19 protein-coding genes are annotated in these 17,168 nt (G+C 48.3%); 10 read left to right on the top strand and 9 right to left on the bottom strand.

Annotation, left to right across the window (positions count from 1 at the left end; translation table 11 throughout):
* Window positions 1–98 precede the first annotated feature (98 nt).
* Window positions 99–920 (bottom strand): serine O-acetyltransferase, encoded by an 822-nt coding sequence (gene cysE, locus BFC18_RS11545; protein WP_070125701.1) that lies wholly within the window; start codon window positions 918–920, stop codon window positions 99–101.
* Between the two features lie 10 nt (window positions 921–930).
* Complete coding sequence (gene trmJ / locus BFC18_RS11540; RefSeq protein WP_070125700.1) at window positions 931–1,644, bottom strand: tRNA (cytosine(32)/uridine(32)-2'-O)-methyltransferase TrmJ; 714 nt, start codon at window positions 1,642–1,644, stop codon at window positions 931–933.
* Window positions 1,645–1,852: 208 nt separating this feature from the next.
* On the opposite strand from trmJ, the gene suhB reads away from it, so the two are divergent.
* Window positions 1,853–2,632, top strand: a complete 780-nt coding sequence (suhB, locus tag BFC18_RS11535; RefSeq protein WP_070125699.1) for an inositol-1-monophosphatase — start codon at window positions 1,853–1,855, stop codon at window positions 2,630–2,632.
* A 309-nt stretch (window positions 2,633–2,941) separates the two neighbouring features.
* On the opposite strand, the gene secF is transcribed toward suhB, so the two are convergent.
* The 6 genes from secF to BFC18_RS11505 form a co-directional block, all read right to left on the bottom strand.
* On the bottom strand, window positions 2,942–3,883 hold the full coding sequence (secF, locus tag BFC18_RS11530; protein WP_070125698.1) for a protein translocase subunit SecF: 942 nt from the start codon (window positions 3,881–3,883) through the stop codon (window positions 2,942–2,944).
* Between the two features lie 12 nt (window positions 3,884–3,895).
* A complete protein-coding gene (gene secD, locus BFC18_RS11525; RefSeq protein ID WP_070125697.1) occupies window positions 3,896–5,740 on the bottom strand; it encodes a protein translocase subunit SecD in 1,845 nt (614 codons plus the stop codon).
* Window positions 5,741–5,793: 53 nt separating this feature from the next.
* Window positions 5,794–6,132 (bottom strand): preprotein translocase subunit YajC, encoded by a 339-nt coding sequence (gene yajC, locus BFC18_RS11520; protein ID WP_070125696.1) that lies wholly within the window; start codon window positions 6,130–6,132, stop codon window positions 5,794–5,796.
* 24 nt (window positions 6,133–6,156) lie between these two features.
* Window positions 6,157–7,269 (bottom strand): tRNA guanosine(34) transglycosylase Tgt, encoded by a 1,113-nt coding sequence (tgt, locus tag BFC18_RS11515; protein WP_070125695.1) that lies wholly within the window; start codon window positions 7,267–7,269, stop codon window positions 6,157–6,159.
* A gap of 155 nt (window positions 7,270–7,424) precedes the next feature.
* Complete coding sequence (queA, locus tag BFC18_RS11510; RefSeq protein WP_070125694.1) at window positions 7,425–8,462, bottom strand: tRNA preQ1(34) S-adenosylmethionine ribosyltransferase-isomerase QueA; 1,038 nt, start codon at window positions 8,460–8,462, stop codon at window positions 7,425–7,427.
* Between the two features lie 278 nt (window positions 8,463–8,740).
* Complete coding sequence (locus tag BFC18_RS11505; protein ID WP_070125693.1) at window positions 8,741–9,004, bottom strand: DUF6471 domain-containing protein; 264 nt, start codon at window positions 9,002–9,004, stop codon at window positions 8,741–8,743.
* Window positions 9,005–9,189: 185 nt separating this feature from the next.
* Between BFC18_RS11505 and BFC18_RS11500 the strand changes: the two genes are divergently transcribed.
* From BFC18_RS11500 to BFC18_RS11460, 9 genes are all read left to right on the top strand, one after another.
* Window positions 9,190–9,579, top strand: a complete 390-nt coding sequence (locus BFC18_RS11500) for a DUF2170 family protein (protein WP_070125692.1) — start codon at window positions 9,190–9,192, stop codon at window positions 9,577–9,579.
* Between the two features lie 18 nt (window positions 9,580–9,597).
* Window positions 9,598–10,278, top strand: a complete 681-nt coding sequence (locus BFC18_RS11495; protein ID WP_070125691.1) for a PspA/IM30 family protein — start codon at window positions 9,598–9,600, stop codon at window positions 10,276–10,278.
* Between the two features lie 133 nt (window positions 10,279–10,411).
* Window positions 10,412–11,464, top strand: coding sequence for a potassium channel family protein (locus tag BFC18_RS11490; RefSeq protein ID WP_070125690.1), 1,053 nt, complete (start codon window positions 10,412–10,414; stop codon window positions 11,462–11,464).
* Window positions 11,465–11,467: 3 nt separating this feature from the next.
* On the top strand, window positions 11,468–12,118 hold the full coding sequence (locus tag BFC18_RS11485; RefSeq protein WP_070125689.1) for a YjfK family protein: 651 nt from the start codon (window positions 11,468–11,470) through the stop codon (window positions 12,116–12,118).
* Between the two features lie 14 nt (window positions 12,119–12,132).
* Complete coding sequence (locus BFC18_RS11480; protein WP_070125688.1) at window positions 12,133–12,549, top strand: DUF350 domain-containing protein; 417 nt, start codon at window positions 12,133–12,135, stop codon at window positions 12,547–12,549.
* Window positions 12,550–12,562: 13 nt separating this feature from the next.
* Entirely contained in the window at window positions 12,563–13,174 is a 612-nt protein-coding gene (locus tag BFC18_RS11475) for a DUF1190 family protein (RefSeq protein WP_070125687.1), read from the top strand.
* 4 nt (window positions 13,175–13,178) lie between these two features.
* Window positions 13,179–14,342, top strand: coding sequence for a glutathionylspermidine synthase family protein (locus tag BFC18_RS11470; RefSeq protein WP_070125686.1), 1,164 nt, complete (start codon window positions 13,179–13,181; stop codon window positions 14,340–14,342).
* Window positions 14,343–14,412: 70 nt separating this feature from the next.
* Window positions 14,413–14,952, top strand: a complete 540-nt coding sequence (locus BFC18_RS11465) for a rhomboid family intramembrane serine protease (protein WP_070125685.1) — start codon at window positions 14,413–14,415, stop codon at window positions 14,950–14,952.
* A gap of 44 nt (window positions 14,953–14,996) precedes the next feature.
* Window positions 14,997–15,701 carry a VC0807 family protein gene (locus BFC18_RS11460; protein ID WP_070125735.1) on the top strand — a complete coding sequence of 235 codons (705 nt, stop codon included), beginning with the start codon at window positions 14,997–14,999 and terminating at the stop codon, window positions 15,699–15,701.
* Between the two features lie 94 nt (window positions 15,702–15,795).
* Here BFC18_RS11460 and BFC18_RS11455 read toward each other — a convergent pair whose 3' ends face one another.
* A complete protein-coding gene (locus BFC18_RS11455) occupies window positions 15,796–17,142 on the bottom strand; it encodes an alkaline phosphatase (RefSeq protein WP_083273042.1) in 1,347 nt (448 codons plus the stop codon).
* Window positions 17,143–17,168: the final 26 nt, after the last annotated feature.

Genomic DNA, 17,168 nt, shown 5'->3' with positions numbered 1-17,168 from the left:
TTCTCCCAGCGTAATCAGGGCCGGAATTGTTACATTCCCGACTAAAATGGTCAAGTATTTAACCTAGTAATTTAGTCAAGTATTATCTATCAGGTTAATCAGATTTTTGGGTCAAAATCGTCGAGTACTTCACCCTGCTGTGGAATGACCGGATCGATACCGGTTTCGGCAAAATCCTCAGCTTTAATCGCTTGAAGGTTATCTGTACATACGTCACCGCCAAGGGAACGTATCACACCGCACAATTCTTCCACTTTGCTGTCCATCTGATGGATGTGCTCGAGCATTACGCCCATGGCATTGGCCACCGGGTCAGGATTGTCGGTAGCGACTGCGTAAGCATCGAATCCGTATTTTTCAGCAATTTTATGGCGTTTCGCCACGCGAGCATCATCAGGTGCAGATTTTTGCGTTTTAACAATACGACCGGGAATACCTACCACAGTGGCTCCGGCAGGCGTGTCTTTCACCACCACCGAATTTGATCCAATCTTGGCACCCTCTGAAATCACGATTGGACCGAGCACCTTGGCACCGGCACCTACCACTACATTGTTTTCCAGTGTGGGGTGACGTTTGCCTGCTTTCCAGCTGGTTCCGCCCAACGTAACGCCATGATAAATCGTCACGTCGTCACCGATAATGGCGGTTTCCCCAATCACCACGCCCATGCCATGGTCGATAAAGAAACGGCGTCCAAGGGTGGCACCAGGGTGAATTTCCACGCCGGTGAGCCAACGGCTGAACGTCGATAAACTGCGTGCCAGCCATTTAAAATCGTGGGTCCATAATTTATGACTAACACGATGCAGCCAGATAGCGTGCAGACCAGGATAGTTGGTCAGTACTTCAAAGGTATTACGAGCTGCCGGATCACGGTGAAAGACCCCTTTAACGTCTTCTTTGATTCCTGAAAACATGCTTCATGCCTCACTTCACAGACTTGTCGATGGACGACAGGATACCGCGCAGAATGTTCAGCTCCGCGCTTTCCGGGCGCGCGCGATTAAATAGGCGACGCAGTTTGGTCATCACCATGCCGGGATGGTTCTTAACAATAAAGCCTGTGCCTGTAAGCGTGCTTTCCAGGTGAGTATAAAATCGTTCGAGATCATCATTCAGTGGATAGTCGTTCTCGGTCGGCGGGAATGCTTCTTTTTCAAGCCACGCCATGCGTACTTCGTAACATAACGTTTGAACTGCGGCGGCCAGGTTCAATGAGCTATATTCCGGATTGGCCGGAATACATACGTGGAAATGACATTGCTGCAGCTCTTCATTAGTAAGGCCGTTATTTTCCCGGCCAAATACCAGCGCTACCGGATAATTTGGCACTTCTTCGATAAGTTTACGACCACAGCTACGCGGTTCGAGCATAGGCCAGGAATGCGTGCGCGAACGGGCAGACGTGCCAACCACTAATCCGCAGTCAGCCACCGCTTCCTGTAATGTGGCGACGGTTTTCGCATTTGCCAGAACATCACCCGCTCCGGCTGCCAGGGCACTGGCGTGGCCATCGGGTGCGCTTACTGGGTCAACAAGATAAAGATTACTCAGGCCCATGGTTTTCATCGCCCGGGCTGTGGAGCCGATGTTGCCGGTATGGGACGTGTTAACCAATACAATTCTGATATTCTCGAGCATGAGTAAAACCTTTCACCTGTTTTGCGGGTGGCGGATAATAGCACAATAGCAATCTGGATGGCTATTTCGCTTCACGGCATGAGGGCGTATTTTTAACCGCTTGCCATTGCATATTTTATCTTGTCTGGTAAACTTCGCGCGCTTTTGACGTGTATGGTCAAAATCCATACAGCGTTTATCCTGATCTTTTACAATTGGTGGTTTACTTATGCATCCTATGCTGAATATTGCGGTGCGCGCTGCGCGTGTTGCCGGAACAATCATTGTGCGCGGTTTTGAGAATCGTGCTGACCTGACTAAAGAAGAAAAAGGCGCCAATGACTATGTAACGCAGATCGACAGAGAAGCGGAAAAGGCAATCATTAACAAGATTCAGCAATCGTTCCCAGACCACAGCTTCCTGGGTGAAGAGACTGGCGAAACACACGGTAAGGATTCAGATTTTCAGTGGGTTATCGACCCATTAGACGGAACCACTAATTTTGTAAAAGGTATTCCTCACTTCTGCGTTTCTATTGCCCTCCTGCATAAAGGCCGTTTAGACCAGGCTGTGGTATTTGATCCTATTCGTAGCGAAATTTTCACTGCCAGCCGCGGTCAAGGTGCTCAGCTGAACGGTTATCGTATCCGTGTAACCAAGCCTCGTGATTTAACTGAAACTGTATTGGCGACAGCTCTGCCGTTTAAAAATAAGACGCAGTTTGGTGAGTACGCTATGGGCCTGAATAAAATTTTCCATGAGTGCGGTGACATTCGTCGTGGTGGTAGTGCGGCACTGGATTTGGCCTACGTTGCAGCTGGCCGTATGGACGGTTACTGGGAGCGCGGCATTAAAGCTTGGGATATCGCAGCGGGTGAATTATTAGTGCGTGAATCTGGCGGTCTGGTAACAGACTTTAAAGGCAACAACGACCCTCTTTATAAAGGCGAAATCGTTGCCGGCAGCCCGAAAGTGGTTCAGGGCCTTGTAAAACATTTAAAAGGCTAAACATCTGAAAGGCTAACCTCCTGAGAGTCTAAGCTCCTGAAAGACTACGCCGTTATACAAATTGCTGACTAGGCTTATCGGTAGATAGGTTCAGCGGCAAAAAAGCATAAAAGCCAGCGGAAACACGCTGGTTTTTTCGTTTTAGCGTTAGGCGTTCTGCTGGCTCCACGTGTGAGTCGTCAATCACAGCCCAACAGCCATTTTCAAACGTCCTTTCAACTTCCCTCCGTTTACCAGGCATTCTCGATGTTGAGCCAATAAAAAAGGCCGCTTTAAGCGACCTTTTAGAAAGTTAGTGTGCATCGCCTGTTATGGCAATGGGTCCATATCGGCACCTTCTTTCTCAACCTCTACCGGCATCAGATCTTCTTTACTGATCCCCAGTGCAAGTGCAACGGAGCTGGCAATGTAGATAGATGAATAAGTACCTACCGCAATACCGAACAGCAGCGCCGTAGCAAACCCGTGGATAAGTGCACCACCTTTATAGAACAGCGCGATCAGAACCAGCACTGTGGTCAGTGAAGTAATGATAGTACGGTTCAGCGTTTGCGACAGAGAAATATTCACAATCTCAACCGGCTCACCCTTACGGATTTTGCGGAAGTTTTCACGGATACGGTCACACACAACGATAGTATCGTTGAGTGAGTAACCGATAACCGCCAGCACGGCCGCCAGTACAGTGAGGTCGAATTCGATCTGCAGTACAGAGAACAGACCCAGCGTAAGGATAACGTCGTGAATCAGAGCGGCTACAGAGCCCAGCGCGAAGCGCCATTCAAAACGCATGGCAACGTAGACGAGGATACACAGCAGTGCGACCAGCATAGCCAGACCACCCTGCTCTGTCAGTTCGTCACCTACCTGAGGACCAACAAACTCGATACGGCGCATGTCAACGGTTTCACCGTCTTCACGTAATGCCGCTAACACCTGATCGCCAATGGCAGAGGCTTTCACACCTTCACGTGGCGCGATGCGGATAAGCACATCCTGACTGCTACCGAAATTCTGCACAACGGCATCTTCAAAATCAGCACCAGCAAGCTCAGCGCGGATTTTTTCCAGGTCTGCTGACTCTTCGTAGCCCACTTCAATCAGGGTACCGCCGGTGAAATCCAGACCCCAGTTGAGGCTGTTCATTCCCAGTGAAACCAGTGAGCCAAGAATAAGCACTGTCGACAGGACCATGGTGGCCAATCGCAGTTTCATAAAGTTAACCGTATGGTTTAATGATAAAAATTGCATGATTACGGTTCCTTAAATCGGCAGCGACGTTACCCGGCGACCACCCCAGATAGCATTGGTGATAACACGTGTAACCAGAATGGCAGTGAACATAGAAGTCGCGATACCAATCATCAGCGTGATAGAGAAGCCTTTAATCGGGCCTGTACCTACTGCGAACAGAATCATACCGGCGATAAAGGTGGTTACGTTGGCATCAAGAATGGTCGAGAATGCACTGTCGTAACCTAAGTGGATGGCCTGCTGCGGACTGCGGCCGTCACGAAGCTCTTCACGAATACGCTCGAAGATTAGAACGTTAGCGTCAACCGCCATACCTACTGTCAGTACGATACCTGCCATACCCGGCAACGTTAAGGTTGCACCCGGAATCATCGACATTACGCCAATAATAATGACCAGGTTGCTTACCAACGCCACGTTGGCAATCAGACCAAACGCCTTGTAGTAGATAATCATGAAAACGAGAACCGCAGCGAGACCCCATACGATGGCTTGCATACCCATTTCGATGTTTTCTGCACCCAGGCTTGGGCCAACGGTACGTTCTTCAACAATTTGAATAGGCGCAATCAGCGCACCGGCACGTAGCAGCAGTGACAGGTCGCGGGCTTCTTTTGGCGAGTCCAGACCAGTAATACGGAAGCTGCTACCTAACTGTGCTCGAATGGTCGCCACGCTAATTACTTCTTCATGCTTTTCAAATACCAGTTTACCGTCGGCGTTACGCTCGCCGGTGGACTTGTATTCGATAAACACGGTAGCCATAGGCTTGCCAATGTTGCTGCGTGTAGAACGGGACATCTTGTTGCCGCCTTCAGAATCCAGCGAGATGTTAACTTGAGGAATACCGTATTCATCTACGCCGCTGTTGGCGTCAGTGATGTGGTTACCGGTTAACATAATGCGTTTTTCCAGCAACTGCGGGCGACCGTTTTGATCATCAATAAGCTGTGAACCGGCAGGTACACGACCGTTTACCGCATCAGCTACGTCGTGGTCGAGGTCGACCATTCTGAATTCCAGGGTTGCAGTGGCGTTCAGGATTTCCTTCGCGCGGGCGGTATCTTGGATGCCCGGTAACTGCACCACGATACGATCAGCACCTTGCTTCTGTACCAACGGCTCGGCAACACCCAGCTGGTTAACACGGTTACGGATAATGGTGATATTCTGCTTAACCGCGTTGTCGCGGATTTCGGTCAATTTCGCTTCTGAGAATGAGGCGCGCAGGGTCATGCCCTCCACTTCTTCAAAAGTCAGGTCGCGGTTCTGATTACGCAAAAAGAATTCCGCACTTTCCAGGGTTTCCTGGTCGCGGAACTGAATATCCAGATAATTATCACGTTGGGTAACCGTGCGGTAGCGCAGTCCTTCTTCACGCAACGAGGACTTGAAACCGTTTTCGGCATCTTCCAGCGATTTTTTGATGGCTTCGCTCATGTCTACTTCCATCAGGAAGTGCACACCACCACGCAGGTCCAGGCCCAGCTTCATGGGTGAGCCACCCAGGTTCTCCAGCCACTCAGGGGTGTCCGGCGCCAGGTTCATCGCCACGTAGTAGTCAGTGCCCAGCTCTTTTTCCAGCAGCTCACGGGCGCGAAGCTGAGCATCAGAGCTGGTCAGGCGGACCAGGATTTGCTCACCTTCAAATTCGATTTTCTTGGCAGTGATATTATTTTCTGCCAACGCTTTCTCAACGCGGCTCACCATTTGTTCAGTGACTTTGCCATCGCGGCCAGCTGAAATCTGAACGGCGTTATCTTCACCGTAAATATTGGGAAGTGCGTATAAGGCACATAAGCCGATGATGACAATCGTCAGCAGCACTTTCCAGATTGAGTTTTTATTTAACACAGGAACTTCCTTTTACCGAAAAGCCGGGAAAATCCCGGCTTTGGCAGTATTACTTAGATCGATTTCATGGTGCCTTTAGGAAGTACAGCTGATACAGCGGTCTTCTGGACAACAATGTTAGTTTCGTCGTTCAGGGCGATTTCGATAAAATCTTTTTCTTCTGAAACCTTAGTGATGCGGCCCACTAATCCACCTTGGGTGAGAATTTCGTCGCCTTTACCCAGCGATGAAACTAGGTTTTTGTGTTCCTTTACACGCTTAGCCTGTGGGCGATACAGCAGAAAGTAAAAAATCAGACCAAATACACCCAGCATAATGAGCATTTCAAAGCCACCGCCCTGTTGAGCTCCACCAGCGGTTTGCGCGTAAGCATCAGAAATAAACAAGCTCATAAATTCCTCTTTAAACGTTTGTTGTTATAGTGCCGGTACCGGCATGTCTTTTTGTGCGTAAAACTCTTTCACGAAACCTTCCAGGTCGTCAGCGTCGATCGCATCGCGCAGGCCCTGCATAACACGCTGATAATAGCGGAGGTTATGAATGGTATTCAGACGCGCGCCCAGGATCTCGTTACACTTATCAAGATGATGGAGATATGAGCGTGAATAGTTTTTACAAGTGTAACAATCGCAATTCTCATCCAGCGGCGAGGTATCATTGCGGTGTTTCGCATTACGGATCTTTATCACACCTTCGGTGACAAACAAATGACCATTTCGGGCATTACGGGTTGGCATCACGCAATCGAACATATCTATGCCACGACGCACTGACTCAACCAAATCTTCAGGCTTACCTACACCCATCAAATAACGGGGTTTGTTTTCCGGAATTTTGGGCGCCGTATGCTCAATGATGCGGATCATGTCTTCTTTAGGTTCACCCACAGACAAACCACCAATGGCATAACCGTCAAAGCCGATATCTTCCAGGCCAGCCAGAGATATATCCCGCAGACCTTCGTACATGCCGCCTTGCACAATGCCAAACAATGCGGAAGGATTGTCGCCGTGGGCTTCTTTACTGCGCTTAGCCCAGCGAAGTGACAGTTCCATGGAGATACGCGCTTCCTGTTCAGTGGCTGGGTAAGGGGTACACTCATCGAAAATCATTACGATGTCAGAGCCCAGATCACGCTGCACTTCCATGGATTTTTCTGGTGTGAGCAGAATTTTCTCACCGTTGATTGGCGAACGGAAAGTCACGCCTTCTTCGGTAATTTTACGCAGATCGCCTAAGCTGAATACCTGGAAACCGCCCGAATCGGTGAGAATAGGCTTATCCCAGTGCATAAAATCATGCAGGTCACCATGCTGTTTGATGATGCCCGTACCAGGGCGCAGCATCAGGTGGAACGTATTCCCCAGACAAATATGCGCGCCACTGTCTTTAAGCTCTTCCGGCGTCATGCCTTTCACGGTGCCATAAGTGCCTACAGGCATAAAGGCCGGCGTTTCTACCACGCCTCTGTCGAAAACCAGACGACCGCGTCTCGCTTTGCCGTTGGTCTTAAGTAGTTCAAATTGCATTAAAAACGATATCCTGAACTCGTCTGCGCCCGGCCCGGACGCGTGGATAAATAAAATTTGGCGGCGATTATAACAGTTTCAGCGCACAGATCATGCTCTAGAGCGCGCCGGACGTAAAATTAACCGCAAGTCACTGTCAGTAGTACAGTGAACACCTATTCGGCTTTTTCAATAAACATGCTGTCACCGTAACTAAAGAAGCGGTATTCCTTCTCAATCGCGTCTTGATACGCAGCCATGACATGTTCACGGCCAGCAAATGCGCTAATTAACATCATCAGCGTGGATTCCGGCAAATGGAAATTGGTAAACATGGCATCGATGATTTTGAAATTGAAACCTGGATAGATAAAGATATCGGTATCGTCAAAGAATGGCGCAATCAGTTCATCACCCGCGGCTTTCGCGGCAGATTCCAGGGAACGAACGGATGTAGTACCCACTGCGATTACGCGGTTGCCAGCAGCTTTGGTATTCAACACCACATCCACCACTTCTTGTGGCACTTCTGCATATTCAGAATGCATGACATGGTCATTGATATTCTCCACGCGCACAGGCTGAAAGGTGCCCGCCCCCACATGCAGAGTCACAAACGCCAGATTCACGCCCTTAGCACGCAGCGCCGTAAGCATTTCATCATCGAAATGCAGGCCAGCAGTTGGCGCGGCAACCGCACCGGGCTTCTGATTGTATACGGTCTGATAACGTTCTTTGTCACTGCTCTCATCAGCACGGTCGATGTAGGGTGGCAATGGCATATGACCGTATTGCTCTAATTGCGACAACACCGAAGCATGCTTTTCAAATTGCAGCAGAAACAATGCCCCTTCTCTGCCGGTAACGGTCACTTTCACGTTGTCTTCAAGTAACAGTTCAGCGCCTGGCTTGGGAGATTTACTGGCTCGGACATGGGCAAGCACCTGATGGTCGTCTAAAATACGTTCTACCAGGACTTCAATCTGACCGCCGGTGGCCTTTTTGCCTCGCAGGCGGGCCGGAATAACCCGGGTATTATTGAACACCAGCAGATCGCCGGGATTCACCAGCTCGAGCATCTCTGCAAACTGGCGGTGAACTACCTCACCACTGGAACCTTTCAGGCACAGCAGGCGACTGGCACGACGTTTTTCGGTGGGATATTTGGCAATCAGACGTTCCGGCAATTCGAAACTAAAATCAGATAATTTCATTTTTCACTTCAAAATCAGTACATTAAAAATCATAAATACTTATCAGTATATTTTTTTATAACTCTTTATATTTCGCAATACGCATAAATATTATACAGCGCGCACTTAAACGGTTAAGCTTTAGAACAGATAGTGATGATGTTCTCCCAAACAAATCCTATTCTGACCCGACTGTTTAGTCGGGTTTTTTTTGCTTAAAATTAAGCAAATGCATAACAAAGCGCCTACGCAAGAGACGCGCATGTCATAGAAAAAGGTCGAAAGAACCTACCAGAAAACTAATCTGCACCACTGTTGAGATCTTGCAGAATGTCGTCCAACGCTTGCATAGCAATAGGACGGGCGTTCAGTACCATCATTATCTGTAAAAATAAATCGGCGCCCATAATACCTTTATTTACCTTGTTTCGCAGGTTATCTGCGCTCTGCTCCACGCCGATTTCCGCCAATCTGTCGCTAAGTGTCTGATATTTAAAACCTCGCATAGACATTTCCGACTTCACCAATCGAGCAACAGCTTGTCGCCAGTTGTTTTTTGCCATAATAAAACCACCATTTGTGAGTTATTTTTTACAAAAACACACTTTTTTACACATAAATGAGGTATTGATTATTGACGACTTTGCCCATACTTGTCTAGACTGAGCCTCGTGAATGTTGTCGGACACCCAAAAAGTCGTTTACAGTGTTGTCGACATTTTCGCTTCAATCGTAAAGGAGAGACATTATGACGTGGGATCTGGAAAAAATTGAATCCCTCTTGCAAGAACATGACGATTTCGTCATTACCCGTGAAGCAGGTTGTTTGCTCATTGCCAATCAGGATGGCATTGACGCCTGGCTGGCCATCAGTGGTGAGCAGATCCTGGTAGAGAGCTTGCTGTTTCCGGCATCGGAAGTGACAGACCGCGCAGCGCTAAACCATGACATCTTATCCACACACATGGTATTCCCGCTGACAACGGTAGGTATTTCCACCATTAACGACGAAGAATATTACACCGCTTTTGGCGCACTGAGTGCTCAGTCGAAACCGGAAAGTATTGTTATTGAAGTAGAAACTCTGTTTCAGAATGTAGCGTCATTCCTTGATGCCTATGAAACACATTTACAGTAAACCTGGCAGGAGAAGCGAATGTCTGTTTGGAAAAAATTAATCACCGCAGTAAAAGGTGGTGCCACTGAAGCCGCTCAGTCCGTGGCTGACAGTCAGGCTATACGGATCCTGGAACAGGAAATCCGTGAAGCAAAAGAAGAACTGCGCAAGTCTGACCATGCGAGAACTCAAATTCTGGCGAAGTGCAAATTGTCTCAGCAAAAAGTAGATAGCTTTAGTGCATCAATTGCTGAATATGAAGCGCATGCACGCAAAGCCGTTGATACAGACCGCCAGCTGGCACTGGATTGCGCACAAAAAGTGGCAGATCTGAAAGCGGAACAGGAGCAGGAACAACAGTACCTGGATCAGTTCAAGCAATCGGAAAAGCAATTAGCAGGCAATATTCAGCAAGCCAAAGCTAACCTGCGTCGCCTGGAACAACAGGTTGATATGGTGAAAGCCACTGAAAGTGTGCAAAAAGCACAGGTTGCCGTCTCTTCACGTCACATGGGCGCGAACAGCAAAATGAAAACGGCGACGGAATCTTTGTCCCGCATTCAGGACAAGCAGAAGATGCGTTCTGCTGAGCTGCAGGCGGCTGAAGAGCTGGCAGCGGAAGAATCTACCAGCGATTTGGAAAAACGTTTGGCAGACGCTGGTATCAAAGGCGGAAAAACTTCTGCCGACGATGAACTGAGCCGCATTCTCGGTAAGTAAGTACTAAATTTACAGGGCGCTGTTTAGCGCCCTTTTTAGTTATCTTGCACCACAATTCTGTTTTGCGTCATACTAGAGCCGCAAACTTGTCGCATTAACACTATCGCATTAACAAGGGACGTTACCTTTCACCATGTCGTCATGGGTTCATTTACGCAAATTAATGTTGCGCTATTTCTCCGAATCGCGCTGGTACACCATTGCCATCATTACTCTGCTGTATGGCGTTATAGCCTGGCTGTTGCTTAGTGCTGCCGGTGAAACCGCGCTTACAAACAATGAAGACTTTTTCTATTGGATGGCGGTTACCGCATCCACCGTAGGTTACGGTGATTTATCACCTGTGACACATGCGGGGAAATTAATCGTCGCGCTTTATGTCATCCCTGTCGGACTCAGTATTTTTGCCATGGTAGTCGGCCGGATTGCAGCTTGGGTAAGCCATCATTGGCAAAGAGGATTGTTAGGCATGAAACCATTACATCTGGAAAATCACATTCTGGTCATTGGCTGGAACGAGAAAAAAACACTGTTGTTACTCGATTTGTTGCTCAAAGAACGTGACGCCCTTCCTGATAAACCCGAAATCGTGCTTTGCGTAAAAGCCGATATCCATAACCCCATGCCGGATAAAATTGAGTTTGTGAAAGTAGACTCTTTTAACCGCGATGAAGATATGGATAAAGCGTGTGTTGCCACTGCGAGAACCATTTTGATGGATAACCCGCATGATGACGTAACCATGACCACCGCGCTGTATTGCACCAACCGAAATCCGGATGCCCATAAAGTGGCTTATTTCACCGACGATACCTTGGTGCCTTTGCTACAAATTCACTGTCCGAAAGTGGAATGCACCCCGTCGGTGGCGGTTGAGATGTTAGCAAAAGCGGCCTTCGATCCTGGCTCTAGTACCCTTCACCACGATCTCATTAGTGTCGATGATGGTCAGGCACAATTTTCAGTTCAGGTTCCCGACGATGTCCGTCAACTTTCTGTAGAACACGTTTTCAGTAACCTAAAGCGTTATTACAACGCGATTCTTATTGGTTATGCTCCTGGTGGTGTATACAAAAATATGGTCTTGAACCCTGACCTCTCGCACACCATATCCGGTGGAGACAAATTGTTTTATATCGCTGGCGGCCGATTAAATAATATCGATTGGCAGCGACTCGGAGACTAATTTATGTTCTCAAAATTATTCGGTAAGAAAGATAAACAGGAAAACAAGCCTAAGGCTCCGGAAATCATGGGCCTGTATTTGGGTGGCTCTTTTGAGCTAGACGATTTGAAATTAAAGTTGCTCGAACCGCAACTTACTATTGAGGGTGCCGCACGCTCTCAGCTAATTCAAGCCGCCGGTGAAGCGCCTCTCGACAGTGGCGGTACGCTACTGCGTTTTTACACCGATGATGACGGCTTTCTACAGGTAGTGACTGACGGTGGCCTGACTGAAAATCATATTACCGATGTCAAACTTTGGTACTTTTACGAAACCAAAACCATTGGCAGTGAAGCACAATGGAAAGAAGCGCTGGCGTCTGTCATATCCCAACCCACCTATACGCTAAACGGAAACGTTTTTCATCGCGTATGGGATGCGGTTGGTGAAATATCTCCTCCGGTGGCAGTGACAGAAACCACCTACGAGGAAGATGATGATGTAAGCACGACCGATCAGTTTATGATGCTTTATGAACGCCCCATCGACAACGGCAGAACTGAATCGTTACTGGTGGTAGGTGAAGAGAAAATTGTCGGTAATAATGCAGACCGCTGCCTGGTGATTAGCACCGGGTTCGACATTGAACCTGCAGATATAACAATAAACGGTTAAATAAGGACTACTACATGGAAGCCATTCTTGAATCACTCTCTGGGCTGGATAACTTCGCCCTCTACTTTGTCATCTCCATTGCGTTTCTATTCATTTTCAAAATCGTTTACGCCTTTGTCACTCCCCATGATGAGTGGAAACTGGTAAAGGAAGACAAAAATGTGGCGGCGGCTGTCGGTTTTGGTGGCGCACTGATTGGTTTTGCCATCGCCCTGTCTGGCGCGGCGTCAAACGCGGTATCCATTGTTGACTTCGCGCTGTGGGCAGTGATTGCCATTGTGGCGCAGTCTTGTGCGTTTGGTCTGCTTCGCTTTACGTTTATGCCCAAAATTGCAGAACGTATCAACAACAACGAGGTGTCTGCGGGTATCATGCTGGCAGCCATGTCTATTGCGGTAGGTTTGTTGAATTCTGCCTGTATGACTTATTAGTGGGGAGCGCATTATGACCCAGAAAAGAAGTCGTCATATCGACCTGTTTAAAATGCGTAAAGGCTTTATGCTTAAGCCGCTGGCAGTGGGTATTGCGGGCATAATGTCCTCAGGCTGTGCCGATGACCGCCAGGACGCGCAAATATACACCTCCGTGGATGATTGCAAACGTGATTACCCTGATGCGGTGGAAAAATGTGAAGCCGCCTATCAGACCGCGCTGGATGAAGCCGCCCGCACCAGTCCTCGTTTTGGCACAGAATCAGATTGTGAATACGAGTTTGGCGCCAATCAGTGCCGCGAAATGAACTCTGGCAGTGGCAGTTTCTTCATGCCGTTTATGGCCGGTTACATGGTCAGTCAGTTGTTGTCGCCGCGCCCTTATTATTCGCAGCCAATTTATACGTCTTATTCGCCATACTCACCGTTCCGCTCTCGATGGATCACTGCCGACGGCTATGTGTTTGATGGTGATATCCGTAAGCGGAATTACAAAGTCAGCCCCTCTGTTTACAAACCGAAGCCGACGGTAACCCGTACGGTGAATCGCGGTGGATTCGGCAGTTCTGTTCGCGCTAAGTCAAGCTGGGGAAGCAGCAGTCGTTCCGGTGGCTGGGGCGGCTAGATAGGTGCTTCGTATTCCTGTCAAACAGCGGCTGGACTGGCAACAGCAAGCCGCTGAGTACGGTTTTCAATTCCACACCATGTACGGTGAACCTTACTGGGATGAATCGGCTTATTATCAGTTTTCACTTCAGCAAATTGAAAATGATATTGAGGACCCTACCGCTGAGCTTCATGAAATGTGTTTGCAAGCGGTAGAGAAAATCCATGCTGATGAACAGTGGTTGCAAAAATTTCGCATTCCCGAACAGCACTGGGATTTAATTTATCATAGCTGGCGCGACGAAGAGCCTTCCTTATATTCCCGCCTTGATTTGGTTTATGACGGAAAGAGTACGGCAAAGCTGCTTGAGAACAACGCTGACACGCCCACGTCACTTTACGAATCAGGGTTTTGGCAGTGGTTATGGCTAGAACAACAGGTTGATCGGGGCAACTTGCCAAGACATGCTGACCAGTTTAATTCTGTGCAGGAAAAGCTGGTTAACCGGTTCAGCGAAATCGCGGCTTATTATCAAATTAATCAAATGCACTTTGCCTGCTGTCAGGATACCGATGAAGACCGCGGCACTGTTCAGTACTTGCAGGATTGCGCCGAAGCAGCTGGCATTCGTAGCGATTTTATCTTTATTGAGGATATCGGTTTAGGTGATACCGGTGTGTTCACCGATTTAAAAGACAACCCTATCACCGATTGCTTCAAGCTTTACCCTTGGGAGTTTATGCTGCGAGAAGCGTTTGGCGACGCCCTTTCCGAAGCGGGTACCCATTGGATTGAACCGCCCTGGAAGGCGCTATTGTCCAATAAAGCGCTGCTTCCTCTGCTATGGCAGATGTTTCCAGACCACCCTAACCTGTTACCGTCTTGGTTTGCTGAAGACACACCGGCTTTATCCACGGGCAAGTGGATCAAAAAGCCACTGTTTTCCCGGGAAGGCGCCAATATCAGCCTCATCGACAATGGTGAGCAAACCGATTTATCTGACGGTCCGTATGGAGAAGAAGGATATATTGTTCAAGCCTACCAAGCGTTGCCGCAGTTTGCTGAAAATTACACACTGATTGGCAGTTGGCTAATAGATGACATGCCTGCAGGCATTTCGGTACGGGAAGATAGCTCGATGATCACGCAGGATTTATCTCGCTATCTGCCCCACATTATCGCCTGAAGCAGCACACCGGACCAGCCGGTTAGCATGAGAAATACCTGGCATACACAGCGATGCCTGACGGAGAGTTATGTCAGTACTTAAAAGACAGTTTCGTTTTATTGCCATTGTGGCCCTGGTTCTCATTATCCTGGAAGCGATAAACGTGCTTACCGCTAACAGCTTAAACATCTTCGGTGTTATCCCCAGAGAATTGCATAGCCTGCCCTTTATTTTTACCGCCCCCTTTCTTCACGGCTCGCCGAGTCACCTCATCACTAACCTTGTGCCCCTGTTGCTGTTTATGTGGCTCATCATGCAGTGGGGCAATAAAACGTTCTGGCTTACTACACTTACGGTGTTCCTGATTGGCGGACTCGGCGTATGGTTGTTCGGACGCTCTGCCATTCATATTGGTGCCAGTGGCATCGTTTATGGCTATTTTGGCTTCTTGTTGTTAGCAGGCTTTCGAAGTAAACAGGTGCACTATCTGGTGATATCCGTATTGGTTGCCTTACTTTACGGCGGCATGTTATTCGGCATCTTCCCCACTAAAGCCTTTGTCTCCTTTGAGTATCACTTATTCGGATTTATTGGTGGCCTCATCGCAGCATGGTATTGGGTGAAGTAGCTGATTCCCGTATACTGAACCCAACGTCTTACAGATTAGATATTATGAGTAGCACCACAGAACCTCAAAAACAGCAAAACCAGGGCTTTTTTGGCAACCTGGCATTCAACATCGTCATTCCCGTCGTTATTATGTCTTACGGCAGTGGTGATGAGTACCTCGGTCCAGCCTGGAGTATCGTGGCGGCACTGGCATTCCCAATTGTTTATGGCATCTGGGATTTAAAACAGTCAGGTAAAATAAATGGATTTTCCATTCTGGGCATTGTTAGCGTAATCCTCACCGGCGGTATTAGTCTGCTAAAACTGCCCGCAGAATACATCGCCATTAAAGAAGCCACCATTCCCGCTCTGATCGGCATTGCAGTGCTGGTAACACAGTTCAGCAAAAAGCCGCTGGTGAAAATGTTGATCCTCAACGATCAGATCATCAACTGGGATAACCTTAACAAAGCGCTAGACGAAAAAGGCAAGCAAGGTGAGTTCAGGAAGAAAATTGCCATAAGCTCGTATATTGTCGCCAGCTCATTCTTCTTATCTTCCGTGCTGAACTATGCGTTAGCGAAAATAATTCTTGTGAGTGAGCCCGGAACCACGGCTTACACCGAAGAATTAGGTCGAATGACCATGCTAAGTTACCCGGTAATCGTTATTCCCAGTATGATTCTGCTGGTTACGGCCTTGTGGTATTTATTCTCGCAGATAGGCAAATTGACGGGTGAAGAACTGGACAATTTCCTTAATCAATAAGGGGCGGAGCAACAAGCCCGTTATTTTTTAACCCCATTAAAAAAGCCGCTTCAAATGATTTTGAAGCGGCTTTTTGCGATATGTGTAATTACTTTTATTTGGCTTCCAAATATTGGAAAAACGTTTTCGCAATGTCCGTATTGTCTAACTGACCCGCAAACGCGTGCGCACCTGCACCAAAAGCGAACACTTCCACATCAACCCCAGTGTGCCCGCCTGTAGTCCAGCCGGTATTGGTTTTCTCGTCAAGAAAAGCCTTCAGAGCCGTTTCCCGGGCTTCAAAATCCGGTAACGCGGCAATGTCTGTGACTCTTGCCGTGTCATCACCTTCAAAAGTAAATCCAAGCTGTGCTTCCGCATACCCTGCAGGTGAGTCTTCACTTACCATATTTACCGCGATGGACGATACCGAAGACTGCATGTTGCGCAAATATTCCGGGTGCCATTCATACACACCATTCGCACCAATGGTCAGTCCGCCCGTACTATGGTCTGCGGTTAGCACAACCAGGGTATCAGGATGAGCGGCGACGTAATCGTGCAAGTAAGACACGGTCACTGACATATCGTCCATTTCAGCCATGGCAGAGCCAATATCATTAGCATGACCTGCCCAGTCAACCTGACTCGCTTCTACCAACAGGAAAAATCCTTCCGGATTCTCCAGATGCTTGATGGCATGCTCAGTCATATAAGACAGACGATGATGATTCTCGTCATCAAGAGCGGCCGGAAGCCCCACAGGCGCAAACAATCCAATAACATCAGAACCGGCGGGGACAGAGGCTAATTCATCGTAAGCCTCTACATACTGATAACCGTTCTCAGTGAATGCCGTCACTAAGTTACGATCTTCCCGCACAAAATACTGCGTTCCTCCGCCCAGCATGACATTGGCAACGAAGTGGCCGTTTACCTTATCGTCATAAAAACTATCGGCGATGGCGTCGTAATTTTTACGACTTTCATTATGGGCAAGATAAGAGGCAGGCGTAGCATGATTAATTTGCGATGTCACCGCAACACCGGTTCGCATACCCAGCTTCTTCGCACGTTGCAGCACCGACTCGACAGGCTGTTTATTCGCATCCACCCCAATTGCACCGTTGTAAGATTTCACACCGGTCGCTAAAGCTGTCGCGGCCGCCGCTGAATCAGTGACATAGCCAGATACCGCAGCAGGATAGGTAGAGGCATTACCAACCAGGATTTCATCCAGAATACCGGTTTCTATTGCTGGCGTAGACGGATCGTCAGCATAATTGCGGTAGGCCGTGGTGTAGGCAGGCCCCATACCGTCTGCAACCACCATAATAATGTTGCGAGGAATGTGTTTGTCGTTAGTGAGTGTTACATCGCTCGTTGTGGCGATATCGGTGTTCGTACAACCCTGCACGAGAGCCAGCCCGATGATCGAGCACAGGCTTAATTTTCTGAACATCTTATTATCCATGATTTGAAACTGCG

The sequence above is a fragment of the Alteromonas confluentis genome, assembly GCF_001757105.1.
GTDB classification, from domain to species: domain Bacteria; phylum Pseudomonadota; class Gammaproteobacteria; order Enterobacterales; family Alteromonadaceae; genus Alteromonas; species Alteromonas confluentis.
Note: the sequence above shows the minus strand (reverse complement) of the source record. Positions and strands in the feature narration are given on the sequence as shown.